This window comes from Variovorax sp. Soil_C_26 (genome assembly GCF_057657075.1).
Genome location: NZ_JBDGJC010000003.1, coordinates 265,164 through 289,260, shown reverse-complemented (window position 1 = coordinate 289,260; position 24,097 = coordinate 265,164). Strand labels below are relative to the sequence as shown.

At 69.2% G+C, this 24,097-nt stretch carries 21 protein-coding genes; 14 read left to right on the top strand and 7 right to left on the bottom strand.

All coding sequences use genetic code 11. The annotated features are described in order from the left end of the window. Positions 1-100: 100 nt before the first annotated feature. Positions 101-1,078 carry a Bug family tripartite tricarboxylate transporter substrate binding protein gene (locus AC3A6G_RS10845; RefSeq protein ID WP_487859074.1) on the bottom strand — a complete coding sequence of 326 codons (978 nt, stop codon included), beginning with the start codon at positions 1,076-1,078 and terminating at the stop codon, positions 101-103. Positions 1,079-1,183: 105 nt separating this feature from the next. Then, complete coding sequence (locus AC3A6G_RS10840; protein ID WP_487859075.1) at positions 1,184-2,431, bottom strand: pyridoxal-phosphate-dependent aminotransferase family protein; 1,248 nt, start codon at positions 2,429-2,431, stop codon at positions 1,184-1,186. Between the two features lie 121 nt (positions 2,432-2,552). Between AC3A6G_RS10840 and AC3A6G_RS10835 the strand changes: the two genes are divergently transcribed. The 12 genes from AC3A6G_RS10835 (at position 2,553) to AC3A6G_RS10780 (ending at position 16,799) form a co-directional block, all read left to right on the top strand. Further along, entirely contained in the window at positions 2,553-3,245 is a 693-nt protein-coding gene (locus AC3A6G_RS10835) for a GntR family transcriptional regulator (RefSeq protein WP_487859076.1), read from the top strand. Between the two features lie 10 nt (positions 3,246-3,255). Continuing rightward, positions 3,256-6,318 carry an FAD-binding and (Fe-S)-binding domain-containing protein gene (locus AC3A6G_RS10830; RefSeq protein ID WP_487859077.1) on the top strand — a complete coding sequence of 1,021 codons (3,063 nt, stop codon included), beginning with the start codon at positions 3,256-3,258 and terminating at the stop codon, positions 6,316-6,318. 38 nt (positions 6,319-6,356) lie between these two features. Further along, entirely contained in the window at positions 6,357-7,529 is a 1,173-nt protein-coding gene (locus AC3A6G_RS10825; RefSeq protein WP_487859348.1) for a YbfB/YjiJ family MFS transporter, read from the top strand. Beyond that, entirely contained in the window at positions 7,526-8,116 is a 591-nt protein-coding gene (locus AC3A6G_RS10820) for a methylated-DNA--[protein]-cysteine S-methyltransferase (protein WP_487859078.1), read from the top strand. The genes AC3A6G_RS10825 and AC3A6G_RS10820 overlap by 4 nt, the downstream gene beginning before the upstream one ends. 122 nt (positions 8,117-8,238) lie before the next feature. Next, positions 8,239-9,429, top strand: coding sequence for a multidrug effflux MFS transporter (locus AC3A6G_RS10815; RefSeq protein WP_487859349.1), 1,191 nt, complete (start codon positions 8,239-8,241; stop codon positions 9,427-9,429). A gap of 83 nt (positions 9,430-9,512) precedes the next feature. Beyond that, a complete protein-coding gene (locus AC3A6G_RS10810; RefSeq protein WP_487859350.1) occupies positions 9,513-10,868 on the top strand; it encodes an MFS transporter in 1,356 nt (451 codons plus the stop codon). A gap of 20 nt (positions 10,869-10,888) precedes the next feature. Continuing rightward, a complete protein-coding gene (locus tag AC3A6G_RS10805) occupies positions 10,889-11,521 on the top strand; it encodes a paraquat-inducible protein A (RefSeq protein WP_487859079.1) in 633 nt (210 codons plus the stop codon). Positions 11,522-11,583: 62 nt separating this feature from the next. Continuing rightward, a complete protein-coding gene (locus tag AC3A6G_RS10800; protein ID WP_487859351.1) occupies positions 11,584-12,231 on the top strand; it encodes a paraquat-inducible protein A in 648 nt (215 codons plus the stop codon). Next, on the top strand, positions 12,228-13,877 hold the full coding sequence (locus tag AC3A6G_RS10795; protein ID WP_487859080.1) for a PqiB family protein: 1,650 nt from the start codon (positions 12,228-12,230) through the stop codon (positions 13,875-13,877). Before AC3A6G_RS10800 ends, AC3A6G_RS10795 begins: the two co-directional genes overlap by 4 nt. Further along, a complete protein-coding gene (locus tag AC3A6G_RS10790) occupies positions 13,877-14,527 on the top strand; it encodes a PqiC family protein (protein WP_487859081.1) in 651 nt (216 codons plus the stop codon). Before AC3A6G_RS10795 ends, AC3A6G_RS10790 begins: the two co-directional genes overlap by 1 nt. A gap of 141 nt (positions 14,528-14,668) precedes the next feature. Further along, complete coding sequence (locus AC3A6G_RS10785; RefSeq protein ID WP_487859082.1) at positions 14,669-16,258, top strand: MFS transporter; 1,590 nt, start codon at positions 14,669-14,671, stop codon at positions 16,256-16,258. Between the two features lie 64 nt (positions 16,259-16,322). Further along, a complete protein-coding gene (locus tag AC3A6G_RS10780) occupies positions 16,323-16,799 on the top strand; it encodes a VOC family protein (protein ID WP_487859083.1) in 477 nt (158 codons plus the stop codon). A gap of 34 nt (positions 16,800-16,833) precedes the next feature. Here AC3A6G_RS10780 and AC3A6G_RS10775 read toward each other — a convergent pair whose 3' ends face one another. The 3 genes from AC3A6G_RS10775 to AC3A6G_RS10765 form a co-directional block, all read right to left on the bottom strand. Beyond that, positions 16,834-18,249, bottom strand: a complete 1,416-nt coding sequence (locus AC3A6G_RS10775) for an MATE family efflux transporter (protein WP_487859084.1) — start codon at positions 18,247-18,249, stop codon at positions 16,834-16,836. Further along, positions 18,246-18,827: a DUF2239 family protein gene (locus tag AC3A6G_RS10770; protein ID WP_487859085.1), complete on the bottom strand. Its 582-nt coding sequence runs from the start codon at positions 18,825-18,827 to the stop codon at positions 18,246-18,248. The genes AC3A6G_RS10775 and AC3A6G_RS10770 overlap by 4 nt, the downstream gene beginning before the upstream one ends. A gap of 97 nt (positions 18,828-18,924) precedes the next feature. Continuing rightward, a complete protein-coding gene (locus tag AC3A6G_RS10765) occupies positions 18,925-19,302 on the bottom strand; it encodes a GIY-YIG nuclease family protein (RefSeq protein WP_487859086.1) in 378 nt (125 codons plus the stop codon). 155 nt (positions 19,303-19,457) lie between these two features. Between AC3A6G_RS10765 and AC3A6G_RS10760 the strand changes: the two genes are divergently transcribed. Then, on the top strand, positions 19,458-21,833 hold the full coding sequence (locus AC3A6G_RS10760) for a Tex family protein (protein ID WP_487859087.1): 2,376 nt from the start codon (positions 19,458-19,460) through the stop codon (positions 21,831-21,833). 15 nt (positions 21,834-21,848) lie between these two features. On the opposite strand, the gene msrA is transcribed toward AC3A6G_RS10760, so the two are convergent. Then, complete coding sequence (gene msrA, locus AC3A6G_RS10755) at positions 21,849-22,367, bottom strand: peptide-methionine (S)-S-oxide reductase MsrA (protein ID WP_487859088.1); 519 nt, start codon at positions 22,365-22,367, stop codon at positions 21,849-21,851. Between the two features lie 89 nt (positions 22,368-22,456). Further along, positions 22,457-23,641, bottom strand: a complete 1,185-nt coding sequence (locus tag AC3A6G_RS10750) for a hypothetical protein (protein ID WP_487859089.1) — start codon at positions 23,639-23,641, stop codon at positions 22,457-22,459. A 198-nt stretch (positions 23,642-23,839) separates the two neighbouring features. Between AC3A6G_RS10750 and AC3A6G_RS10745 the strand changes: the two genes are divergently transcribed. Continuing rightward, complete coding sequence (locus tag AC3A6G_RS10745) at positions 23,840-24,097, top strand: type II toxin-antitoxin system Phd/YefM family antitoxin (RefSeq protein ID WP_487859090.1); 258 nt, start codon at positions 23,840-23,842, stop codon at positions 24,095-24,097.

The window sequence follows — 24,097 nt, the reverse complement described above, 5'->3', positions numbered from 1 at the left end:
TTCTCAGCTTCTTAACCCAGGCACCCGTGGAACCGGCTTTGCCGGGCCGCCGGGTGCGCCCCCCAGTGGGGGGAGGCGCCGCAGGCGCTTCGGGGGGCGTTCATGTGTTCACCTGAACCTTCCCGTCCTTCACTACCTTCGCCCATTTCGTGATCTCGGTCGAGATGAACTGCTTGAACTTGTCCTGCGACCCGCCACCGTCTTCCGCGCCATAGGTGTCGAGCTTCTCCTGCACGTCAGGCATCGCGAGCACCGTGTTGACGTCGCGGTTGACCTTGTCGGCCACATGCTGCGGCAGCTTGCCTGGGCCCGCAAGGCCATACCAGGTGGTTGCCTCGAAACCCGCGAAGCCTTGTTCCTGCATCGTCGGCACGTTCGGGTGGCCCTTGGCGCGCTTGGCGCGCGTCTGCGCCACGGCCAGCACGCGGCCGCTCTTCACATGCGGCGTGGCCGCGGTCATGGTCTCGAAGCTGTACTGGATCTGTCCGCCCATCAGGTCGGCGAGCAATGGCCCGCTGCCCTTGTAGGGCACGTGCATCGCATCCACGCCGGCCTGCAGCTTGAACATTTCCAGCGCCAGGTGCTGCGCCGAGCCCGCGCCCGCCGAGCCGAAGCTCACGTTGCCCGGCGACGCCTTGCACAACGCCACGATGTCCTTGGCCGAGAGCGCCTTCTGCGCCGGACTCGCGATCAGCAGATTGGGCGTGACCCCGACCAGCACGATCGGCACGAAGTCGCGCTCCACGCTGTAGCGCAGCCTGGGTTGCAGGCTCGGCGCCAGCGCGTGGCTGTTGATGTGCGCCATGAGCAGCGTGCTGCCGTCGCTGGGCTGCTGCGACACGTACTCGGCCGCCAGCACGCCGGCCACGCCCGCCTTGTTCTCGACCACCACCTGGTGGTTCCACATCGTCCCGAGCTTCTGCGCCACCACGCGCGCCAGCGCATCGGTGCCGCCGCCGGGCGGAAAGCCCACCACGATGCGCACCGGCGCGGTAGGCCACTCCTGCGCAAAAAGCCGCGGCACGCCGAGCGTCGCGGCCGCGGCACCTGCGACCTGGATCAGGGAACGTCTCTGCATCATCTTTGTCTCCGTTGGGGGTTGGGTGTCGTCGATGCGTGGTGGCCGCCGCATCGTTCGAGCGATGCGCTGCGGCCGGCCAGGGTCCCTGTGGCGCCGCCGACGCTAGGCGGCCTTCTTCATCGTCTGGGCGGTGGGCGCCGGATGGCTGGCGAAATGGTCCATCGCGGCCTGCACGCCGCTGCCCGCGAGCTGGATGCCGGTGAGCTTCATGCCCATCTCGACGCCCGCGACCATCGCCACCAGCGTGAGGTCGTTGCTGTCGCCGAGGTGGCCCATGCGGAACATGCGGCCCTTGAGCTTGCCCAGGCCGGTGCCGAGCGACAGGTCGAAGCGCTCGTGGATCAGCCGGCGCAGCGCATCGGCATCGACGCCCTCGGGCGTGATCACGCCGGTCAGCACGGGCGAGTACACGGCCGGGTCGGCGCACTGGATCGGCAGGCCCCAGGCATTGACTGCCGCGCGCACGCCGGCGCCCCAGCGCTGGTGGCGCGCGAACACGTTGTCGAGCCCTTCGCCAAGCAGCATGTCGAGTGATTCCGACAGGCCGTAGAGCAGGTTGGTGTTGGGCGTGTAGGGCCAGTAGCCGTCCTTGTTCATGGCCACGATCTCGTCCCAGGCCCAGAACGCGCGCGGCAGCTTCGCGGTCTTGGAAGCCTCGAGCGCGCGCGGCGACAGCGCGTTGAAGCTGATGCCCGGCGGCAGCATGAGGCCCTTCTGCGAACCGCTCACGGTCACGTCCACGCCCCATTCGTCGTGCCGGAAATCGGCGCTCGCGAGGCCCGAGATGCTGTCGACCATCAGCAGCGCGGGGTGGCCCGCCGCATCGATGGCGCGGCGCACCGCGGCGATGTCGGAGGTGACGCCGGTGGAGGTCTCGTTGTGCACCACGCAGACGGCCTTGATCTTCTTCTCCGTGTCCTTCTGCAAGCGCGCCTCGATCAGCTCGGCCTGCACGCCGCGGCGCCAGCTCGGGGCCGTGGGCAACTGCTCGTCCTTGCCCGACCAGGCGAGGAACTCGGTCGAGACGCCGAGCCGCGCGGCCATCTTCTGCCACAGCGATGCGAAGTGGCCGGTCTCGTACATCAGCACATGGTCGCCCGGGCTCAGCGTGTTGCAGAGCGCGGCCTCCCAGGCGCCGGTGCCCGAGGCGGGATAGATCGCCACCGGATGCCGGGTCTTGAAGATCTGCTGGATGCCGCCCAGCACCTTCAGGCCGAGCACGCCGAACTCGGGGCCGCGGTGGTCGATGGTGGGCAGGCTCATGGCCCGCAGGATGCGGTCGGGCACTGGGCTTGGGCCAGGAATCTGAAGGAAGTGGCGGCCGGTGGGATGGATGTCGAGTTGCAGCATGGGCGGTCCTTTCGCCGCAAGTTTTGCATTCAAAATATGATTTGACGTTGTGGTTTACCCTTAAACGTCGGGCTTGTTGCTGTTGTTTTTTGCATTCAAAATGCATTCAAGGGAAACACACATGACCGCAGACATCATCGAGATCTCGCGCCTCGCGTTGCACGACCAGGTTGCTTCGCGCCTTCGCACGATGCTGGTCGAAGGCCACATCGCGCCGGGCGCCAAGCTCAACGAGCGCGAGCTCTGCCTGCAGCTGCACGTCTCGCGCACGCCGCTGCGCGAGGCCATCAAGCTGCTCGCGGCCGAGGGGCTGGTCGATCTGCTGCCGAACCGCGGGGCGGTGGCGGTGAAGCTCACCGAGGCCGACGTGCTCAACACCTTCGAGGTGCTCGCGATGCTCGAGGGCATGTCGGGCGAGCTCGCGGCCAAGCGCATCACCGAGGAAGAACTCGCCGAGGTGCGTGCGCTGCACTACGAAATGATGGCTTGCTTCGCACGGCGCGACCTATCGGGCTACTACCGGCTCAACGCGCGCATCCATACCGCCATCAACGAGGCCGCCGGCAACCCGGTGCTCGCGGGCACCTACCGCTCGATCAATGCCCGCGTGCAGTCGCTGCGCTTTCGCACCAACCAGGATGACGCGAAGTGGAAGCACGCCGTCGAAGAGCACGAACAGATGATCGCGGCCCTGGCCGCGCGCGACGCGGCCGCAATGCGCCGGGTGCTGGTCTCGCACCTGATGCGCAAGCGCGACACGGTGCTCGAGCTCATGCGCGCCGGCGAAATCTATCCACGAACCACTTCAAGCTGAGACCCCCTTCATGCGCATCGATCCCGCCAGCCACATGCAGCCAGCCGGAACCGTCCTGCCGCCCAACGAGACCTGCGAAGCGCTGGCCCGCCGGCTGCGCGCCGAGACGCAGGGCGAGGTGCTGTTCGACAGCGGCTCGCGCGGCCGCTACGCCACCGACGCCTCGATCTACCAGATCGCGCCAGTCGGCGCGTTCGTGCCGACCAACGACACCGACGTCGCCTGCGCGATCGACATCGCGCGCGAGCTGAAGGTGCCGGTGCTCGCGCGCGGCGGCGGCACCAGCCAGTGCGGCCAGACCACCGGCGCCGCGCTGGTGATCGACAACAGCAAGCATTTCCGGCGCGTGCTCGAGCTGAACGTGGAAGAGGGCACCGCCACCGTCGAGCCCGGCCTGGTGCTCGACCACCTGAATGCGCAGCTCAAGCCGCACGGCCTCTGGTATCCGGTGGACGTGTCGACCAGCGCGCAGGCCACGCTGGGCGGCATGGCCGGCAACAACTCGTGCGGCTCGCGCTCGATCGCCTACGGCAACATGGTGCACAACGTGCTGGGCGCGAGCGCCTGGCTGTCGAACGGCGAGCTGGTCGAGTTCGGTCCGCAGCGCACGCTCGGTGCGCGCGCGGCGGGCATTGCCGAATTCGTGCACGGGCTCGCGCGCAAGCACCACGACGCCATGGCGCAGCACTGGCCCAAGGTGATGCGCCGCGTGGCGGGCTACAACCTCGACATCTTCGACAACCAGAGCGAGCGGCCCTACACCGCCGACGGCAGCGTCAATCTCGCGCACCTGCTGATCGGCGCCGAGGGCACGCTGGCCTACACCAAGAGCCTCAAGCTCCAGCTCGCACCGCTGCCGCGCGCCAAGGTGCTCGGCGTCGTCAACTTTCCGACCTTCCATGCGGCCATGGACGCGGCCCAGCACATCGTGAAGCTCGGCCCCACGGCGGTCGAGCTGGTCGACCGCACGATGATCGAGCTGAGCCTTGCCAACCCGGCCTTCAAGCCCACGGTCGAAACCGCGCTGATCGGCCGGCCCGCGGCGATTTTGCTGGTGGAGTTCTCGGGCGCCGAGAAGGCGCCGCTCTTGCCGCAGCTCGCGCGGCTGGTCGAGCTCATGGGCGACCTGGGCCTGCCCGGCAGCGTGGTCGAGATGCCCGACGAGGCGCGCCAGAAGAACCTGTGGGAAGTGCGCAAGGCCGGCCTCAACATCATGATGAGCCTCAAGGGCGACGGCAAGCCGGTGAGCTTCATCGAGGACTGCGCGGTGCCGCTCGCGCACCTGGCCGAATACACCGATGCGCTGACCGAGGTGTTCGCGCGCCACGGCAGCCGCGGCACCTGGTATGCGCATGCGTCGGTCGGCACGCTGCATGTGCGGCCGATCCTCGACATGCGCGTCGATGGCGCCGCCAAGATGCGCGCAATCGCCGAGGAGGCCGCGGCGCTGGTGCGCAAGTACAAGGGCGCCTTCAGCGGCGAGCATGGCGACGGCCTGTGCCGCGGCGAATGGATCGAGTGGCAGTTCGGCCCGGCGATCAACGAGGCCTTCCGCGCGATCAAGCAGGCGCTCGACCCGATCGGCCTCTTCAACCCCGGCAAGATCGTCGATCCGCCGCGCATGGACGACGGTTCGCTGTTCCGCTTCGCGCCGCCCACGGCACCCAGGCCCTACCGCCGCATCGAACTCAAGCCGGTGCTCGACTGGTCGGCCTGGAACGTGAACGCCGACCCGGTGACCGAGGAAACCACCGCGCCCGGCACCGGTGGCGACAGCACCGGCGGTTTGGCCAAGGCCGTGGAGATGTGCAACAACAACGGCCATTGCCGCAAGTTCGATGCCGGCACCATGTGCCCGAGCTACCGCGTGACGCGCGACGAGCAGCATCTGACGCGCGGCCGCGCCAACACGCTGCGGCTCGCGCTCTCGGGCCAGCTCGGACCCGACGCCTTTACCAGCGAGGAGATGCACGAGACCATGGACCTGTGCGTTGGCTGCAAGGGCTGCAAGCGCGACTGTCCGACCGGCGTCGACATGGCGAAGATGAAGATCGAGTTCCTCGACCACTACAAACAACGCCATGGCCACACGCTCAAGGACCGGCTGGTGGCCCGCATGCCCGACTACGCGCACCGCGCGAGCCGCGTGCCGTGGCTCATGAACCTGCGCAACACGGTGCCCGGCGCGGCCTGGCTCGGCGAGAAACTGCTGGGCTTTTCGGCCCGCCGCTCGCTGCCCGAATGGCGCTCCGACACCTTCTGGCGCGCCAAGGCCGACCTGCACGGCATGTTCGCCAGCCGCGAGGCCGTGCTGTCGGTGCAGGCGAACGGCGGCCGGGCGGCGGTGCTCTTCGTCGACACCTTCAACGGCACCTTCGAAAGCGAGAACGCGCTGGCGGCGGCCCGCGTGCTCAAGGCCGCCGGCTACACGCTGCACACGGTCGAGAAGCGCGGCGGGCACCATTGCTGCGGCCGCACTTTCCTGGCCAGCGGCATGGTGAGCGAGGCCAAGCGCCGTGCCGAAGCACTGCTCGACGCGCTCAGGCCGCTGGCCGAGGCCGGCGTTCCCATCGTCGGCCTCGAGCCCTCGTGCCTGCTCACGCTGCGCGACGAAGCCCTGGTGATGGGCTTCGGCAAGAAGGCCGAAACCGTGGCGAAGCAGGCTTTGCTGTTCGAGGAGTTCATTGCGCGCGAGCTGAAGGCCGGCCGCTTCCAGCTCGCACTCACGCCCGCCACCGCCCCGATCCTGCTGCATGGCCATTGTCACCAGAAGGCCTTCGGCGCGGTGAGCCCGGTGCTCGAGGTGCTGCGGCTCATCCCCGGCGCAGAACCCGAGCTGATCGAGAGCTCGTGCTGCGGCATGGCCGGCAGCTTTGGCTACGAGGCGCGCCACATCGACGTCTCGATGCGGATGGCCGAGGCCAGCCTGCTGCCGGCGATCCGCGCGCGGCCCGAGGCCATCGTGGTGGCCGACGGCACGAGCTGCCGGCACCAGATCGCCGATGGCGCGGCCCGCGAGGCGGTGCATGTGGCGGTGCTGCTGGAGCGGCATCTGCTGCCGGACGCGGGGTGAACGACCCGCCAACGCTGCGGCTCGCGTTCGCGCTCTCGATGGGCGCGGCCGTCTCGCTGGGCATCGCGCGCTTCTCGTATGCGCTCTTGCTGCCGCCGATGCGTGACGACCTGGGCTGGACCTATGCGCTGGCGGGCGGCATGAACACCGCCAACGCGATCGGCTACCTGCTCGGGGCACTCGCCACGCCAGCGCTGATGCGCCGCTTCGGCACGGTGCGGCTGCTGATGGTGGGGGCCGTGCTCACGAGCCTGTTCATGGCGGGCAGCGGCTTCGTGAGCGCGGCGCCCGCGCTGCTGCTGCAGCGGCTCTTGGCCGGCATCGCGAGCGCCTGGGTCTTCGTGGCCGGCGGGCTGATGGCCGCGCGGCTCGGCGAGGCTGGCTCCGCGCGCGGCGGGCTGCTGCTGGGCATTTATTACGGCGGCACCGGCTTCGGCATCGTGCTGTCGGCGCTCTTGGTGCCGCAGGTGCTGCGTGCTGCCGCCGACCAGCCGCACGGCTGGGCCTGGGCGTGGTGGGCGCTGGCGCTGGCCTGTGCGGCGGGCACCGGGCTGCTGGGCTGGGCGGCGCGTGCGATGCCGGTCCGGCCTGCGGCACCCGCAGCGGCTGCGTCGCATCCGGGTTCGGCCAGCGACGCCGCCACGCTGCGCCGCTTCGGCTGGGCGCTTGCGGGCTACGGGATGTTCGGCGTGGGCTACATCGGCTACATGACCTTCGTGATTGCGCTGCTGCGCGAGCAAGGTGCGGGCACCGCGTTCGTGACCCTGTTCTATGCCTTGCTCGGCCTGGCCTGCATCGCGTCCTCGCGGCTCTGGGCCGGGCTTCTGGAGCGCCACCGCGGCGGGCGGCCGCAGGCGCTGCTCAACGGGCTGCTCGGCATCGCGACGCTGCTGCCGGTGCTCAGCGCGTCGGTGCCGGTGGCGCTGGCCTCGGGACTGTTGTTCGGCGCGGTGTTCCTGTCGGTGGTGGCTTCGACCACCGCGCTGGTGCGCCACAACCTGCCGCACGCGCAGTGGGCGCAGGGCATCAGCGCCTTCACGGTCGTTTTCGCGCTCGGCCAGATCGTCGGGCCGACCGTGACGGGCTGGATCTCCGATGGGCCGGGCGGACTGGCGCGCGGCCTCGTGGCGTCGGCGATCGTGCTGTGGGGAGGGGCGCTGCTGGCCGCGCGCCAGCGTCCGCTGCGCGAGGGCGGAGAATGGCGCCCATGACCGCTGCCATCGACGACACCGCCTTGCCGATCGACGACGCGAACGCGCCGGGCTTTGCCGTGTTCGACACGGCGATCGGCGCCTGCGGCCTCGCTTGGGGACCGCGCGGGCTGATCGTCGGCGTGCAATTGCCGCAGGATGACTCCGGCGCCGAGGCCACGCGGCGGCGCATGCGGCAGCGCTTTCCCGCGCTGGCCGAGGCCGCGCCGCCCGCGAGCGCACTGCGCGCCATCGCTGCGGTGCAGGCACTGCTCGACGGCACGCACGACGACCTGCGCCACATCGAACTCGACATGGCCGGCGTGTCGGATTTTCATCGCCGCGTCTACGAGATCGCGCGCCGCATTCCGCCGGGCCAGACCCGCACCTACGGCGAGATCGCGGCCGAGCTCGGTGACCTTGGCCTTTCACGCGCGGTGGGGCAGGCCATGGGCCTCAACCCGTTCGCGCCCGTGGTGCCGTGCCACCGCGTGCTCGCGGCCGGCAACAGGCCGGGCGGCTTCTCGGCCGGCGGCGGGGCATTGACCAAGCTGAAGATGCTCGACATCGAGGGCGCCACGCCGAACGGGACGCTGCCGTTGTTCTGAGCGCCACGCTGTACTGAAAAAAGCTGAACGCGCCGGCGACGACCCCACGCCTGCAGCGATCGCCGCGCTTGGCGACAATTGCCGCGATGCGTTCTCGTTCTCCTTCTTCTCCGTTCTTCAAGATGGCTCTGCTGCTGGGCCTGCTGTCCGCCATCGGCCCCTTCGCCATCGACATGTACCTGCCGGCGCTGCCGGCCATCGGCCAGACGCTCGGCGCCGACATCGGTGCGGTGCAGATGAGCCTCACGGCGTTCTTCCTCTCGCTCGGCGCGGGCCAACTGCTGTTCGGGCCGGTCTCGGACATGGTCGGGCGCAAGCCGCCGCTCTATGCGGGGCTGGCGCTGTTCGCGCTGGCGAGCATCGGCTGCGCGCTCGCCACCGACATCCAGACGCTGATCGTGCTGCGCCTCCTGCAGGGCCTGGGCGCGGCAGCGGGCATGGCGATTCCGCGTGCGGTGGTGCGCGACCTGCACACCGGCACCGACGCCGCGCGGCTCATGTCGTTGCTGATCCTGGTGTTCAGCGTCTCGCCGATCCTTGCGCCGCTCGTGGGCAGCGCGGTGATCGCGGTCGCAGGCTGGCGCGGCGTGTTCTGGGCGGTGACGATCGCGGCGGTCGCGGGCCTCGCGATGACGGCCGCGCAGCTCGAGGAAACACGGCCGCCGTCGCAGCGCGTCGAGAGCAGCATTGGCAGCGCGCTTGCCGCGTACTGGCTGCTGCTGCGCGACCGGCACTATCTCGGCCTGGTGTTCATCGGCGGCTTCGCGATGGCGGGCTTCTTCACCTACCTGGCCAATTCGTCGTTCGTGATGATCGACCATTACGGCCTCTCGCCCGCAATGTACAGCGTGGCTTTCGGCGTGAATGCGGCGGCCTTCATCGGCGCCTCGCAGCTCACCGGCCCGCTGGGCGAGCGCCATGGCCTCGTGGCGCTGGTGAAGTTCGGCGTGGTGGCGTCGAGCGTCACCATGCTCGCGATGTTCGTCTACTTCGCGGCCGGCGGCGACAGCCTCTGGGTGCTGATCGTGCTGTACTTCATCGCCTCGGGCTTCATGGGCCTGGTGATCCCGACCACCGGGGTGCTCGCGCTCGAGATGCACGGCGCCATCGCCGGCACGGCCTCGGCGCTGCTCGGTACGCTGCAGATGCTGACCGGCGCACTGGCCATGGCCGTGGTGGGCCTGTTCAGCGACGGACGGCCGCTGCCGATGGTCACCGGCATGGCGACCGGCGCCTTCGTTTCGCTGGTGCTCACCTGGCTCACGCTGGGCCGCGTGCGCTCCGAGCCCGGACGCAGGGTGCAGGGGGCGTGAGGGGCACCGCAGGCACGCAAGCACCGGCCGGCGAGGCGCCGCAGGTCGTCGACGGGCTGCCCCAGCCGGCGCGCCGCAACGCGATGCTGGTCATCATCCTCGGCATCATGGTGGCGGTGCTCGACGGCACCATCGTCAACCTCGCGCTGCCGGGCATCGCACACGAGCTGCAGACCAGCGCCTCGCATGCGATCTGGGTGGTCAACGCGTACCAGATCGCGACGCTCGTGATGCTGCTGCCGCTGGCCTCGCTCGGCGACCTGGTCGGCTACCGGCGCGTCTACCTGGTGGGCATGGCAGTGTTTGCCGTGGCCTCGGTCGGCGCCATGTTCGCGAATTCGCTAGCCACGCTGATCGCGGCGCGCACCTTCCAGGGCCTCGGTGCTGCGGGGATCATGAGCGTGAATGCGGCGCTGGTGCGGCTGGTGTTTCCTGCTGCGCTGCTCGGTCGCGGCATGGCGATCAACTCGATGGTGGTCGCCACGTCCTCGGTGGCGGGGCCGTCGGTGGCGGCGGCGATCCTGTCGGTGGCCTCGTGGCCGTGGCTGTTCGCGCTCAACGTGCCGCTCGGGGTGCTGGTCTTCGCGCTGGGCCTGAAGTCGCTGCCGTTCAACCGCGTGCCGCCGGCGGCCGGGCTGCGTTTTTCGCCCATCGACGTGGCGCTCAACGTGCTGATGTTCGCGCTGGTGTTCCTCGGCGTCGACCGGCTCGGCGTGCGCGACCCGGCAGCGGCAGGCGGCGGCGCGCACTGGTCGGCCTGGGCGATCCTGCTGGCCGGCGTGGCGGTCGGCTTCGTCTACCTGCGGCGGCAGCGCCGGCTCGCGGTGCCGCTGTTTCCGATCGACCTGCTGCGCATCCCGGTGTTCGCGCTGTCGATGGGCACTTCGGTGGCCGCCTTCTGCGCCCAGATGCTGGCCTACATCGCGCTGCCTTTCCTGCTGCTCGAGGCCTATGACCGCAGCCACCTCGAGGCCGGCCTGCTGATCACCGCCTGGCCGCTCGCGATCGTGGCCATGGCGCCGTTCGCGGGGCGGCTGATCGGGCGCTATCCCGACGGGCTGCTCGGCGGCATCGGCCTGGGCCTGCTCGCGCTCGGCCTGGCGCTGTTGGCCGCCTTGCCCGCGGATCCCGGCAACGTCGACATCGCCTGGCGCATGGCGGTCTGCGGCCTGGGCTTCGGCCTGTTCCAGTCGCCGAACAACCACACGATCGTGACCTCGCCGCCCGCGCACCGAAGCGGTGCGGCCAGCGGCATGCTCGGGACCGCACGGCTCACCGGCCAGACGCTCGGCGCCGTGGTGCTGGCCGGCGTTTTCAGCATCTGGAGCCCGCACGGCGGCCATGGGCCGGTGGTGGCGCTGGTGCTGGCCGCCTGTTTTGCCGGCGCAGCGGCAGTTTTCAGCACTCTGCGGTTAAAGACGACGGGGCACGCGGGCTGAATCGGTTAGGGTACGACCCCATGACGGAAGTACCTGAAACCGTGGTGTGCCCGGGCTGCGACGCGGTCTTCCAGCGCGCGCGCCTCGCGCGGCGGGAGGTGTCGTGCTGCGCGCGCTGCGGCACCGAGCTCTACCGGCACCCGGGCGACCTGCAGCGCAGCATCCTGCCGCTGACGCTCGCAAGCCTGATCATGTTCGCCATCGCCAACCTGTTCCCGATCGTCGAGATCGAACTGCAGGGCCTGCGCAGCCAGACCACGCTGGCCGGCGCGGTGGTGGTGCTGAGCAGCGAGGGCATGTCGATCGTGGCGCTGCTGGTGCTGGCCACCACGCTGCTCTTTCCGCTGCTGCAGCTGTGCATCCTGGCCTACCTGCTTGTGCCGCTGCGGCATCAGCGCCGGCCCGCGGGTTTCGCGATGCTGGTGCGCGCCATGCAGATGCTGCGACCGTGGGGCATGGTCGAGGTGTTCCTGCTCGGCGTGCTGGTGGCGATCGTCAAGCTCTCGAGCATGGCCACGGTGGTGGCCGGGCCGGCGCTCTGGGCCTTCATGGCGCTCACGGTCATGCTCACGGCGGTGCTGTCGTTCAACCCCAACGCCTTCTGGGAAATGACCTTTCGCCCGCCCGGCGAGCCGCGGGAGGAGGGCGCGTGAAGGGTTTCTACCGCGAAGTACCCGACGACAGCGAAGACACGCCGCTCGCGACCGCCGCCTCGATGGGACTGCTGGCCTGCCCGCACTGCGACGCCGTGTGGCGCGATGCGGCCGAAGGCGAGCGCTGCGAGCGCTGCGGCACGCACCTGTACCGGCGCAAGCCCTACAGCCTGAGCCGCACCTGGGCCTTCCTCATTGCGGCCTGCATCATGTACATCCCGGCCAATCTGCTGCCGGTGATGATCACGCGCTCGCTGTTCGGCGCGCAGTACGACACCATCCTGAGCGGCGTGATCTACTTCTGGATCTCGGGCTCCTACGGGCTCGCGGCGATCATCTTCATCGCGAGCTTTCTGGTGCCGCTGTTCAAGCTGACGGTGCTGCTCCTGCTGACCGTGCTGGCCCAGCGCGGCAGCGACTGGCGCCGGCCCGAGCGCGCCAAGCTCTATCACATCGTCGAGATCATCGGCCGCTGGTCGATGCTCGACGTGTTCGTCGTCTCGTTGCTGGCCGGACTGGTGCAGATCCAGGGCTTTGCGGTGATCCACGCGGGCGTGGGCATCGCGGCCTTCGGGTCGGTGGTGGTGCTGACCATGCTGGCCTCACTGAGCTTCGATCCGAGGCTCACCTGGGACAGCCGACAGCAGCAGCAGGCCGATCGGGAACGACGTGAACCAACCAGTGACGACCGGGAAGCAAGAACAGCATGAGTGACGAAGACCAAGCCAGAGCCAACGACCAGACGACGCCGCCGGGCCTTCCGCCGCCGCGCGTGGTGCGCCGGCGCGAATGGCTGCCATCGTTGATCTGGCTGATACCCATCGTCGCCGCGCTGGTGGGCGTGATGCTGGTGGTGCGCATCATCATGGAGCGCGGACCCGAGATCGTGCTCACCTTCGAGACCGCCGAAGGCCTCGAGGCCAACAAGACGGCCGTCAAGTACAAGGACGTGCAGATCGGCACCGTGCAGAGCCTGCGGCTCGCACGCGACCGCTCGCACGTGCGGGTCACGGTGCAGCTCGGCAAGGACGCCGAGAGCTTCACCGCCGAGGATTCGCGCTACTGGGTGGTGCGGCCGCGGCTCGACACCTCGGGCATCTCGGGCCTGGGCACGCTGCTGTCGGGTGCCTACATCGGTGCCGATGCGGGCGTGTCGGAAGAGACCGCGAGCGAATTCAAGGGCCTGGAAGACCCGCCCATCGTGACGCGCGACGCCACGGGCCGGCAGTTCCTGTTGCGTGCCGCCGACGTGGGTTCGCTCGACGTGGGATCGCCGGTGTATTTCAGGCGCATCAAGGTGGGCCAGGTCGCGACCTACGAACTCGATGGCGATGGCCGCGGCGTGACGATGCGCGTGTTCGTCAATGCGCCATACGACAAGTTCGTGGGCGTCAACACCCGCTTCTGGCAGGCCAGCGGCATCGACGCGCAGCTCAGTGCGAGCGGCTTCACGCTGCGCACGCAATCGCTTGCCACGATCCTGCTCGGCGGCATTGCCTTCAGCGCGCCCGAGGACGCCATGGGGCCGCGCGCCGAGGAGAACGCGGCCTTCGCGCTCGCGAGCGACGAGACCACCGCGATGAAGGAGCCCGATGGCCCGTCGCAGACGCTGCTGATGTACTTCAACCAGTCGCTGCGCGGCCTGACACCGGGGGCGCCGGTCGACTTCCGCGGCGTGGTGATCGGCGAGGTCAAGTCGATCGGCGTGGAGTTCGACCGCAATGCGCGCGAGTTCCGCATGCCGGTGCTGGTGCAGGTCTACCCCGACCGGCTGCGGCGCCGGGCCGGCGAACGCGGCACCGAGTCACGCTTCTCGCAGCAGGAGCGCCTGCGCTTCCTGGCCGAGAAGGGGCTGCGCGCCCAGCTGCGCAACGGCAACCTGCTGACCGGGCAGGTGTATGTGGCGCTCGACTTCTTCCCCAAGGCGCCGCCCGCGAAGATCGACCTCGAGAAGAGCCCGATCGAGCTCGCCACCGTGCCCAACAGCCTGGACGAGATTCAGTCGCAGGTGCAGGAGATCGCGAGCAAGCTCAACAAGGTGCCGTACGAGCAGATCGCGGCCGACCTGCGCACCACGCTGAACACGCTCAACAAGACGCTGACCACGGCCGAGCAGGCGGTGAGCCGCATCAACAACGACGTCACGCCCGAGCTCGCGGCCGCCATGAAGGACGTGCGCAAGACCGTCAACACGGCCGAGCGCACGCTGGCCGACGACTCGCCGCTGCAGCAGGACATGCGCCAGACGCTGCGCGAACTGACGCGCGCCGCGGGCTCGGTGCGCGTGCTGACCGACTACCTCGAACGCCATCCCGAATCGCTTTTGCGCGGCAAACCGGACGACAAGAAGAAATGATGAAGAACAGCAAACCAGGCCGACCCTTCGCCTCGCGCGCCGCCCTGGCGGCGGCCGCCGCGCTGCTTGCCCTTGCCGGCTGCGCGAGCAAGTCCGACAGCTACTACACGCTGGCGAGCCCGGTGCCGGCCGCGGAGGCCGCGCCCTCGACGCTCGGCACCGCCGCGCCGATCTATGTCGAGCTCGCGCCCGTTGCCGTGCCCGAGCGGCTCGCCCGGCCGCAGATGGTGGTGGGGCGCTCGGCCGGCAGCGTTCAGGTCGACGTGCTCGAGCAGCACCGCTGGGCCTCGTCGTTCGAGAACGAATTGCGCGATGCGCTGGCGAGCGGCATTGCCGACCGGCTCGGCGCGGTCGACGTCACCAAGGGCGGGCGGCCGAATGCACAGCCCGCGTGGCGCATCGCGGTGCAGGTGCGCCGCTTCGATGCGGTCGACGGCGGCCGCGTCGACGCGGCCTTCAGCTGGACGCTGCGCCGCTCCGACGAGGCGCGCTCGATGTCCTGCCAGTTCGAGGTGGGCGAGGGGGTCGCCAGCGGTATCGACGCGGTGGCGCAGGGCGCACAGCGCCTGACCGCGGCCGCGGCGGCGGCGATGGCGCGCAGCGTGAACGCGGCACGGTCGAATCCGGCCGCCACCGCATGCCCGGCTTGAGTCTTTCTCCCTCCCCCTCCGGGGGAGGGCAGGGGGGGCGGCATGGCGGCGGTCATCGAGGCGCGGCGCGCGGTGGCAAGCAGGGAGCTCCCATCCCAACCTTCCCCCAGAGGGGGAAGGAGTAAAGCAGAGGCTCTCCCCATGGCCCAGATCGGCAAGCCACCCTGCGACCACGCGCTGATCCTGCACGGCGCCGCCGCGCGCGAAGACGCCTGTCCCGAGGCGTCGAAGCCCTGGGTGCTCGCCGCGGCCATCGTCGGTTCGAGCATGGCCTTCATCGACGGTACCGTCGTCAACGTCGCACTGCCGGCGATCCAGGCCGATCTGCGCGCCACCGCGTTCCAGGCGCAGTGGGTGGTCGAGTCCTATGCCTTGCTGCTGGCCGCGCTGCTGCTCGTGGGCGGCGCGCTCGGCGACCGCTTCGGACGGCGCCGCATCTTCGCCGTGGGCGTCGCGATCTTCGCGCTCGCCTCGGTCGGCTGCGCCCTCGCGGGCACCGTGCAGCAGCTCATCGCGGCGCGCGCGGTGCAGGGCATCGGCGGCGCCTTGCTGGTGCCGGGGAGCCTGGCGCTGATCAGCGCTGCCTTCCCCGAGAAGGAGCGCGGCCGCGCGATCGGCATCTGGTCGGGCTTCAGTGGCGTCACGGCCGCCGCCGGCCCGGTGCTCGGCGGCTTCCTGGTCGACCACTTCTCGTGGACCTGGGCGTTTCTCATCAACCTGCCGATGGCGCTGCTGGTGCTGTGGATCGCCTGGCGCCACGTGCCCGAAAGCCGCGGTGCCGCGGCCGGCGGCGGGCTGGACATGGCCGGTGCACTGCTCGCGACCGCCGGGCTCGGCGGCATCGTCTACGCCTTCATCGAAGCGCCGACGCAGCACTGGGATTCGCCCATGGTGCTGGCGGCACTGGGCATCGGCCTGGCCGCGAGCGCGGGCTTCGTCGTGGTGGAGCACAGGACGCGCACGCCGATGCTGCCGCTCGGCCTGTTTCGCATCGGCAATTTCAGCGGCGCCAACCTGCTGACGCTGCTGCTGTACGCCGCACTCGGCGGCGGGCTGTATTTCTTTCCGCTCAACCTGATCCAGGTGCAGGGCTACTCGGCCACCGCGGCAGGCGCGGCGCTGCTGCCGTTCATCCTCATCATGTTCGCGCTCTCGGGCTGGGCCGGGCAGCTCGTCGACCGCTTCGGGCCGCGCCTGCCGCTGGTCGTCGGCCCCGCCATCGCGGCGGTGGGCTTTGCGCTGTTCGCGCTGCCCGGGGTCGGCGCGAGCTATTGGCAAGGGTTCTTTCCCGCCGTGGTGGTGCTGGGCTTCGGCATGACAGTGACCGTGGCGCCGCTCACCACCACGGTGATGAACGCGGTCGGCCCCGAGCAGGCGGGCGTAGCCTCGGGCGTGAACAACGCGGTGTCGCGCGCGGCCGCGGTGCTGGCCATTGCGGTGTTCGGCGTGGTCATGGCCTGGGCCTTCGATGCCACCCTGACCGAGGGGCTGCGCGGCATGGGCGCCTCGGCCGAGGTGTCGGCCTTCCTCGAGGCCGAGCGCAGCAAGCTTGCGGGCGCTGCGCTGCCGCCCGGCATCGACGCCGACACCGCGGCCGCGCTCAAGCGGTTGGTGGCCGAATCCTTCGTCGCCGGCTTTCGCTGGGTGATGCTGCTGAGCGCCGGGCTCGCGGTGCTCAGTGCGCTGAGTGCGTGGCGCATGATCGAAGGCGCACGCGGCGACCGCGCTTGACAAGCGCGCGTAGGCTGTTGATACTGAACTCATCGGTTCATCATCAACAGTCCAGGAGATTCCCATGCAGAAGATCGTTCCCTGCCTCTGGTTCGACCGCAACGGCGAAGACGCGCTGAAGTTCTACAGCGCGATCTTTCCGAACTCGCGGGTGACCGACACGCTGCTCTGGGGCGAGACCAACCCCGAGCGCCAGGGAACGCTGCTGACGGCAACCTTCGAGCTCGACGGGCAGTCGTTCATGGTGCTCAACGGCGGGCCGGAGTACAAGTTCACGCCGGCGATCTCGATGGCCGTGCATTGCGAGACCCAGGCCGAGGTCGACCACTACTGGGAGAAGCTGCTCGAGGGCGGCGGCCAGCCGGTGCAATGCGGCTGGCTCACCGACCGCTTCGGCGTGTCGTGGCAGACCGTGCCCATGCCGATGATCCGGATGTTCCAGGACAAGGACTCGGCCAAGGCCGCGCGCGCGATGCGGGCCATGATGAAGATGGTCAAGCTCGACATCGCCGAGGTGCAGCGCGCCTTCGACGGCGACTGAGCCGCCGCGGCCCGTGAGCGGCAGGGCGGGGCAGCTACACCAGCCGCGCGATCGCCTTTTTGCGCCACACCAAGCGGTAGTAGGCCGTCTGCAGCAGCAGCATTGCGCTAAAGGTCACCGGGTACGCGTACCAGATGCCGTTGAGCCCGATGCGGTCGCTGAGGAACCAGGCAACCGGCACCTCGAGGCCGAGCAGGCAGACGATCGAGATCAGCGTGGGCACCAGCACCGAGCCGCTCGCGCGCATGATGCCCGACAGGGCCGACGCCATGCCGAAGATCACCAGGCTCCACAGCATGATGTGCAGCAGCGTCTGCGCGATCTCGATCACGGGCGCGCTCGTGATGAAGAAGCCCATGAGGTGGCGCGAGAACAGGTAGCCCAGCAGCACCAGCCCGCCCGTCAGCGCCAGGTTCATCAGCATCGCGGTCTTGGCGATGGCGCCGAGTCGGTCGGCCCGGCCCGCGCCGATGGCCTGCGCGCCGAGGATCGACGCGGTGATCGCGATCGAGATGGCCGGGAACTGTACGTACGCCACCACCTGGTTGACCGCGCCGTAGGCCGCCGTCGCGCTCGAGCCGTGGCTGTTGACCAGCGAGAGCAGCACCAGTTCGGACAGCGCCACCACGATCATCTGCACGCCCGTGGGCACGCCCACCTTGAGCACTGCCTTGAGCAGCTTCGGATCGATGCGCATGCTGTGCAGGAAGGCCAGGTCGGGCGCGAGAGGGCTCTTGCGCCGGTGCAGGCGCCAGCCCATCCACAGCGTCGCGAGCATGAAGGCGAGCACGCTGGCCCAGGCGGCACTCGCCACGCCGAGCTGCGGCAGCCCGCCCCAGCCGCGGATCAGTGCGGGCGTGACGACGAGCCCGATCGCCGTCGAGATGATCAGCGTGAGCAGCGGCGTGACCGTGTCGCCGACGCCGCGCAGCATGGCGGTGGACAGCAGGAAGACGAACAGCCCCGGCATCGCGATCAGCATGATGCGGGCATAGCTCGTGGCGTCGGCCAGCACGTCGGGCGGCGTGCCCAGGGCGGCGAGCATCGGTGTGGTGAAAGCGCCGCCGAACACCGCGATCACCAACCCCATGAGGACGCCGACAGTGAGGGTGGTGCCGGCAATGGCCTTGGCTTTGGCCGCATCGCGTGCGCCCCAGGCCTGGCCGATCAGCACCGAGGCGCCGGCGCCCAGGCCGATGACGAAGGCGATGAAGAAGAACATCACCGGAAAGAAGCTCGAGACCGCGGCCAGCGCACCGACGCCGATCATCTGGCCGATGTAGATGTTGTTGAGCGTGCCCGAAAGGGACTGCAGGATGTTGCTGAGCAGCATCGGCGCCAGGAAGAACAGGAAGGTCTTCCAGAGCGCGCGCGGCGCACCGACGGGTGCCACCGGTGTGCCCTGCAGGCCGCTGGGGTTGGACGGGGCGTTCTCGGTCTTGTCGTTCATTCTTGGGGCCAGCTCGGGCCGGACAGTTCGTGCAGGTGGGTGCGCAGGTCGTCGGGCCAGGCGGCCAGGTGCGCTTCGAAGCCGGCGCGGTCGCCCGCGAAGAGCGCGCGGGTGGCTTCCTCGAAACCCGGCAGGTTGCCCGCCAGGCCGGTCATCACGCCGTAGGCGGCTTCGCGCGCGCCGCGGGCGGCATCGCGCCCGGCATGCACGCGGCGCGCGTCGTCGACCAGCCGGCGCAGCGCGACCGAGGCGCCGCCGGGCTGGCGCGCGAGCCATTCCCACTGGCGCGGCAGCAGCGTGACCTCGCGCGCGACCACGCCGAGCTTCGGCCGGCCCACGCCGCGCGGCGGCTCGCCCGTCATGACGGCCTCGGGCGGCTGTGCAGCGTCGCGCAGGTCGAGGTCGACCTGCATGCCGGTGTGGTCGTCGAACACGAGGCAGGTTGCAGCGTCGCCGCGGGTGCGCAGCGCGGCGATCACCTCGGCGCGCGAACCGCGGGCAATGCGCTCGAAGCCGCAGAAGGCGGTGAAGGTGGCCGGCAAGGCGGCGGTCGAAGGATCGGGGGTCTTGGAAATCATGGCGGTGGCGAGGTAATTTACCCGGGAACAATTTCGCCGACCGCGCTTCTCGCGGGGCGACAGGAAAAACAGCGCAATGGGCGCGGCGGGCATGCGGTCAGGGCTTGCGCTTGGCGGGGCCGTTGTAGCCCTGCGTGCCGTGGCAGTCGCATTCCTCGCACCACAGCGCGAACAGCGCTTCGAGTTCCGCCGCGCGGTCGAACGTGGGATCGTCCCGCTCCTTCACGCGCGCGAATTCCTCGAAGCGGAAGGCGCCGGATCCGAGTGCGGTCCAGTCCTGCTGCAGCGCGCGGTTGGGGTGCTTGCCCTGGTCGAGCTGGAAGCGCTGGCGGTTCATCATGCTGGTCAGGTCGAGGCTCGCCAGCACGAGCACGCGGCCGCTCTCGAGGTTGCGGATGGCGAACACGCCGGCGGGGCGCACCGTTTCCTTGTACTGGCGCGTCAGCGCGCGCCGGGAGTCGTGTGAAAGCATCATTCCGAAATTTTGCCCGGGTAAAACTACGCAGTCAATATACCCGGGTAAAAATCAAAATGCTGGGGTCGCCGTTTTTCGCTATGGCAAACTCCCGCGCTTCATTCGACCAACGCGACCGGCCCGGCCGATCGCAGCGACAGGGACGCCACTCAGCAATGCAGAAAATCATTCGCCAGCTCGCCGCCGAGATCAAGGTGGGAGAGCATCAGGTGAAGGCCGCCGTCGAGCTGCTCGACGGGGGCGCCACGGTTCCATTCATCGCGCGCTACCGCAAGGAGGCGACCGACGGCCTCGACGACACCCAGCTGCGCGAACTCGAAGCCCGGCTTTCGTACCTGCGCGAGCTCGAGGACCGCCGCGCCGCGGTGATCAAGGCCATCGACGAGCAGGGCAAGCTCACGCCCGAACTGCGCGCCGCGATCGAGTTCGCGCCGACCAAGCAGGAGCTCGAGGACCTGTACCTGCCGTTCAAGCAGAAGCGCCGCACCAAGGGCCAGATCGCGCGCGAGTTCGGCATCGAGCCGCTCGCGGACAAGCTCATGGCCGACCCGACGCTCGATCCCGCCGCCGAGGCCAAGGCCTTCCTGCAGCCCGCCACCACGCTCGACGACGGCAAGCCCGGACCCGATTTCTCGACGGTGCCGGCGGTGCTCGACGGCGTGCGCGACATCCTGTCGGAGCGCTGGGCCGAGGATGCGGTGCTGGTGCAGCGCCTGCGCGAATGGCTCTGGAGCGAAGGCCTGCTCAAGTCGAGCCTGATGGCCGGCAAGGACGAAAACAACCCCGACGTCGCCAAGTTCCGCGACTACTTCGACTACGACGAGCCGATCGGGCGCGTGCCTTCGCACCGCGCGCTTGCGGTGTTCCGTGGCCGCTCGCTCGAGATCCTGGACGCCAAGCTCGCGCTGCCCGTCGAGCCCGAGCCGGGCAAGCCCAGCATCGCCGAGGGCCGGATCGCGCTGCACCTGGGCTGGAGCCATGCCGGCCGCGCGGGGGACGACCTGATCCGCAAGTGCGTGGCCTGGGCCTGGCGCGTGAAGCTCGCGCTGTCGACCGAGCGCGACCTGTTCACGCGGCTGCGCGAAGAGGCCGAAAAGGTCGCGATCAAGGTGTTTGCCGACAACCTGCGCGACCTGCTGCTGGCCGCACCGGCCGGCCCGCGCGTGGTGATGGGCCTGGACCCCGGCATCCGCACCGGCGTGAAGGTGGCCGTGGTCGATGCCACCGGCAAGCTGGTCGAGACCGCGACCGTGTTTCCGCACGAGCCGCGCAAGGACTGGGAAGGCTCGCTGCACACGCTCGGCAAGCTCTGCGCCAAGCATGGCGTGAACCTGATCGCCATCGGCAACGGCACCGCGAGCCGCGAGACCGACAAGCTCGCGGCCGACCTGATCAAGCTGATCGCCAAGATGGCCGCACAGGCCGGCGCACCCGAGATGACAGTCGAGAAGGTGGTGGTTAGCGAAGCCGGCGCCTCGGTGTATTCGGCGAGCGAATTCGCCTCGCAGGAGATGCCGGACGTGGACGTGAGCCTGCGCGGCGCCGCCAGCATCGCGCGCCGGCTGCAGGACCCGCTGGCCGAGCTGGTCAAGATCGACCCCAAGAGCATCGGCGTGGGCCAGTACCAGCACGACGTGAACCAGAGCGAGCTTGCGCGCACGCTGCAGACGGTGGTGGAGGATTGCGTGAACTCGGTCGGCGTCGACCTCAACACCGCGAGCGTGCCGCTCTTGAGCCGCGTCTCGGGCCTGTCGGGCAGCGTGGCCAAGGCGGTGGTGCGCTGGCGCGAGGCGAACGGCGCGTTCTCCACGCGCAAGCAATTGCTCGACGTGACGGGCTTCGGTCCCAAGGCCTTCGAGCAGAGCGCGGGCTTCTTGCGCATTCGCGGCGGCGCCGACCCGCTCGATATCACCGGCGTGCACCCCGAGACCTATCCGCTGGTCGAGCAGATCATCGTCAAGACCGGCAAGCCCATCGCCGAGCTGATGGGCCGCGCCGACATGCTCAAGACGCTCAAGCCCGAGCTGTTCGCGAACGAGAAGTTCGGCGTCATCACGGTCAAGGACATCCTCGGCGAGCTCGAGAAGCCCGGCCGCGACCCGCGTCCCGACTTCAAGGTGGCGCGCTTCAACGACGGCGTGGACGACATTGCCGACCTCGTCGAAGGCATGATCCTCGAGGGCACCGTGAGCAACGTGGCGCAGTTCGGCGCCTTCATCGACCTGGGCGTGCACCAGGACGGCCTGGTGCATGTGAGCCAGCTGAGCCACAAGTTCGTGAACGATGCGCGCGAGGTCGTGAAGACCGGCGACATCGTCAAGGTCAAGGTGATGGAAGTGGACGTGGCGCGCAAGCGCATCGGCCTGTCGATGAAGCTCGACGCTGCGCCCGCGCGCCGCGACGGCCCGCGCGACAAACGCTTCGAGGGCGCAGGCCGCGGCCAGCAGGGGCCGCGCCGAGACAACTCGCCGCAGCCCGCGGGGCAGATGGCCAGCGCGTTCGCCAAGCTGCAGGGGTTGCGCAGGCCCTGAGCCGGCGAGGTGAGGCTACCGCGCGGCGGCCTTGTCGCGGCGCGGCAGCTTCCAGTCGGGCCGCACGAAGTGGCAGGTGTAGCCGTTCGGGAGGCGCTCCAGATAGTCCTGGTGCTCCGGTTCGGCCTCCCAGAAAGGGCCGGCCGGCTCGAGTTCGGTGACGACCTTGCCCGGCCACAAGCCCGAGGCATCGACGTCGGCGATGATGTCCAGCGCCACCGCCTTCTGTTCGGGCGACGTGAAATAGATAGCGGAGCGGTAGGAAGTGCCCAGGTCGTTGCCCTGCCGGTTGCGGGTGCTCGGATCGTGGATCTGGAAGAAGAACTCCAGCAGCGCGCGGTAGCTGGTCTGCGCCGGGTCGAACACCACCTCGATCGCTTCGGCATGCGTGCCGTGGTTGCGGTACGTGGCATTGGGCACGTCCCCGCCGGTATAGCCGACGCGGGTGTGCAGGACGCCGGGCATCTTGCGGATCAGGTCCTGCATGCCCCAAAAGCAGCCTCCTGCGAGGATGGCGGATTCTGTCGAACTCATGGTGGTGCTCCTTGCGTGACCGGCCGCCGTAACACAGGCGGCCGGAATGGGTAGGTGACGATCGATGGCACCAATTCAAGCACATGCCGTCATCGGGCGGCAGCCTCGAGGATCGCCTGCAACTGGGCGGCGTCCGCGGGGCGCGAGATCAGCCGCGTCGACTGGTAGGCGGCTGCGCCGCGTGCCATCTCCGGCAGCAGTCGCGTGAACCGGTCGAGTGCGATGCCCGCGCCGCTGACCGTCGTGGCGAGCCCGATGCGCTGCGCGAAGGCCTCGGTGGCGCGGGCGAGCTCGTGCGCGGCCTGCGGGTCCGTCGCGGCGGCGATGCCCAGGTGGGCCGCCATCTCGCCGAGGCGCGCGGCCGTTGCCGGATCTTCGGCCAGGAATTCGATCGCGGCGGGAAGCGTAAGGGCGTGCGCCGCGCCGTGCAGCACGCCCAGCTTCGCCGAATACATCGAGGTCATCGAATGCACGATGCCGGAGAACAGGTTGCTGACCGCCACGCTACCGCCCCAGATGCCCGCCTGGACCTGCGCCCGCGCGGCCACGTCGCCCTGATCGGCGAGCAGGGCGGGCAGGTGGTCGTGCAGGGCCTTGGCGCCCTGCAGGCACGCGGCCTTGACGATCGGCAGGTCGACGTCGTGAGCGAAGCATTCGATGCAGTGCGTGAAGGAGTCGAAGCCCTGGGCGGCCAGGTCGTCGGCGGTTACGGTCGTGAGCAGCGCCGGATCCAGCACGAGGCGCGTCGGCAGCAGCGCATCGTCGAGGTAGGCGTTGGTGAGGCCGTCGCGGAAGCTTGCGAAAACGAAATGGCCGAACTCGCCGCCGAGCATGTAGGCCGCGGGAATGGCGACATGGATGGCCCGTCCGGTGCGGCGGACCACCGACACGTGCTGCGCCTGCACGAAGTCGGTACTCAGCCGCCGGACGTCGAACTGCGGATCCTCGGCCAGCATCCAGATGAACTTGGCGACGAAGTTGAGGAAATTGCCGCCGAGCGACATGTAGCACCCATAGGACTGGGTGTTGATGCGCCCGGCCAGCGTGACGATATCTTCGTACTTGGCGGTGGGATCGGCCAGGTGGGTATCGAACTGCAAGCCCAGCGACTGAAGGCTTTCCTCGAGCACACCGAGCAAGCCCTGGGACTGCGCGCTTTCGTCGCTGATGAGCGAGATGCGGCCGATGCCTTCGTCCTGCAGATGCTGCAAGGCGGTGCGATGGCTCGCCGTGCCGAAATAGACCTTTTGATGAAAGCGACTGAAGCGGGTCATTGGAATGGACTCTCTGGGAGGGTGTTTGTGGTTGGTCCGACATGGTGGCGGGACCGATTCCGCGCGCGCCGCCTTCGCCGAGCGACATCCATCGCAACTGTGCATTTGTGCCGCTTCCTGGGAGCGACGCCGGCACTTGGCGCTGGCCCCACAACGGGCCGTGTTAAACTAGTCAGATAACTAGTCTGAAGGGTCGCAATGAAGACTTGGCCGGTACAAGACGCCAAGGCGCGTTTTAGTGAATTTCTCGATGCATGCCTCGCCGAAGGGCCGCAGATGGTGACCAAGCGCGGCGCCGAAGCGGCCGTGCTGGTTCCTGCGGCGGAATGGCGGCGGCTGCATGCCACGGCCCAGCCATCGCTCAAGGATCTGCTGCTCTCGGCGGAAGCGCGCACCGATTTCCTGGTGCCGCCGCGCGGCAACGCGCGCCGGCGCCGGGTCGCGCCGATGCGCTGA

Bases quoted from the DNA above. Each gene is read 5' to 3' on its own strand.
- AC3A6G_RS10750 (WP_487859089.1), bottom strand. From the start codon at position 23,641: ATGACCCGCTTCAGTCGCTTTCATCAAAAGGTCTATTTCGGCACGGCG.
- AC3A6G_RS10775 (WP_487859084.1), bottom strand. From the start codon at position 18,249: ATGAACGACAAGACCGAGAACGCCCCGTCCAACCCCAGCGGCCTGCAG.
- AC3A6G_RS10765 (WP_487859086.1), bottom strand. From the start codon at position 19,302: ATGATGCTTTCACACGACTCCCGGCGCGCGCTGACGCGCCAGTACAAG.
- AC3A6G_RS10820 (WP_487859078.1), top strand. From the start codon at position 7,526: ATGACCGCTGCCATCGACGACACCGCCTTGCCGATCGACGACGCGAAC.
- AC3A6G_RS10810 (WP_487859350.1), top strand. From the start codon at position 9,513: ATGCTGGTCATCATCCTCGGCATCATGGTGGCGGTGCTCGACGGCACC.
- AC3A6G_RS10815 (WP_487859349.1), top strand. From the start codon at position 8,239: ATGGCTCTGCTGCTGGGCCTGCTGTCCGCCATCGGCCCCTTCGCCATC.
- AC3A6G_RS10795 (WP_487859080.1), top strand. From the start codon at position 12,228: ATGAGTGACGAAGACCAAGCCAGAGCCAACGACCAGACGACGCCGCCG.
- AC3A6G_RS10790 (WP_487859081.1), top strand. From the start codon at position 13,877: ATGAAGAACAGCAAACCAGGCCGACCCTTCGCCTCGCGCGCCGCCCTG.
- AC3A6G_RS10780 (WP_487859083.1), top strand. From the start codon at position 16,323: ATGCAGAAGATCGTTCCCTGCCTCTGGTTCGACCGCAACGGCGAAGAC.
- AC3A6G_RS10830 (WP_487859077.1), top strand. From the start codon at position 3,256: ATGCGCATCGATCCCGCCAGCCACATGCAGCCAGCCGGAACCGTCCTG.
- AC3A6G_RS10745 (WP_487859090.1), top strand. From the start codon at position 23,840: ATGAAGACTTGGCCGGTACAAGACGCCAAGGCGCGTTTTAGTGAATTT.
- AC3A6G_RS10825 (WP_487859348.1), top strand. From the start codon at position 6,357: ATGGGCGCGGCCGTCTCGCTGGGCATCGCGCGCTTCTCGTATGCGCTC.
- AC3A6G_RS10845 (WP_487859074.1), bottom strand. From the start codon at position 1,078: ATGCAGAGACGTTCCCTGATCCAGGTCGCAGGTGCCGCGGCCGCGACG.
- AC3A6G_RS10805 (WP_487859079.1), top strand. From the start codon at position 10,889: ATGACGGAAGTACCTGAAACCGTGGTGTGCCCGGGCTGCGACGCGGTC.
- AC3A6G_RS10760 (WP_487859087.1), top strand. From the start codon at position 19,458: ATGCAGAAAATCATTCGCCAGCTCGCCGCCGAGATCAAGGTGGGAGAG.
- AC3A6G_RS10770 (WP_487859085.1), bottom strand. From the start codon at position 18,827: ATGATTTCCAAGACCCCCGATCCTTCGACCGCCGCCTTGCCGGCCACC.
- AC3A6G_RS10840 (WP_487859075.1), bottom strand. From the start codon at position 2,431: ATGCTGCAACTCGACATCCATCCCACCGGCCGCCACTTCCTTCAGATT.
- AC3A6G_RS10800 (WP_487859351.1), top strand. From the start codon at position 11,584: ATGGGACTGCTGGCCTGCCCGCACTGCGACGCCGTGTGGCGCGATGCG.
- AC3A6G_RS10835 (WP_487859076.1), top strand. From the start codon at position 2,553: ATGACCGCAGACATCATCGAGATCTCGCGCCTCGCGTTGCACGACCAG.
- msrA (WP_487859088.1), bottom strand. From the start codon at position 22,367: ATGAGTTCGACAGAATCCGCCATCCTCGCAGGAGGCTGCTTTTGGGGC.
- AC3A6G_RS10785 (WP_487859082.1), top strand. From the start codon at position 14,669: ATGGCCCAGATCGGCAAGCCACCCTGCGACCACGCGCTGATCCTGCAC.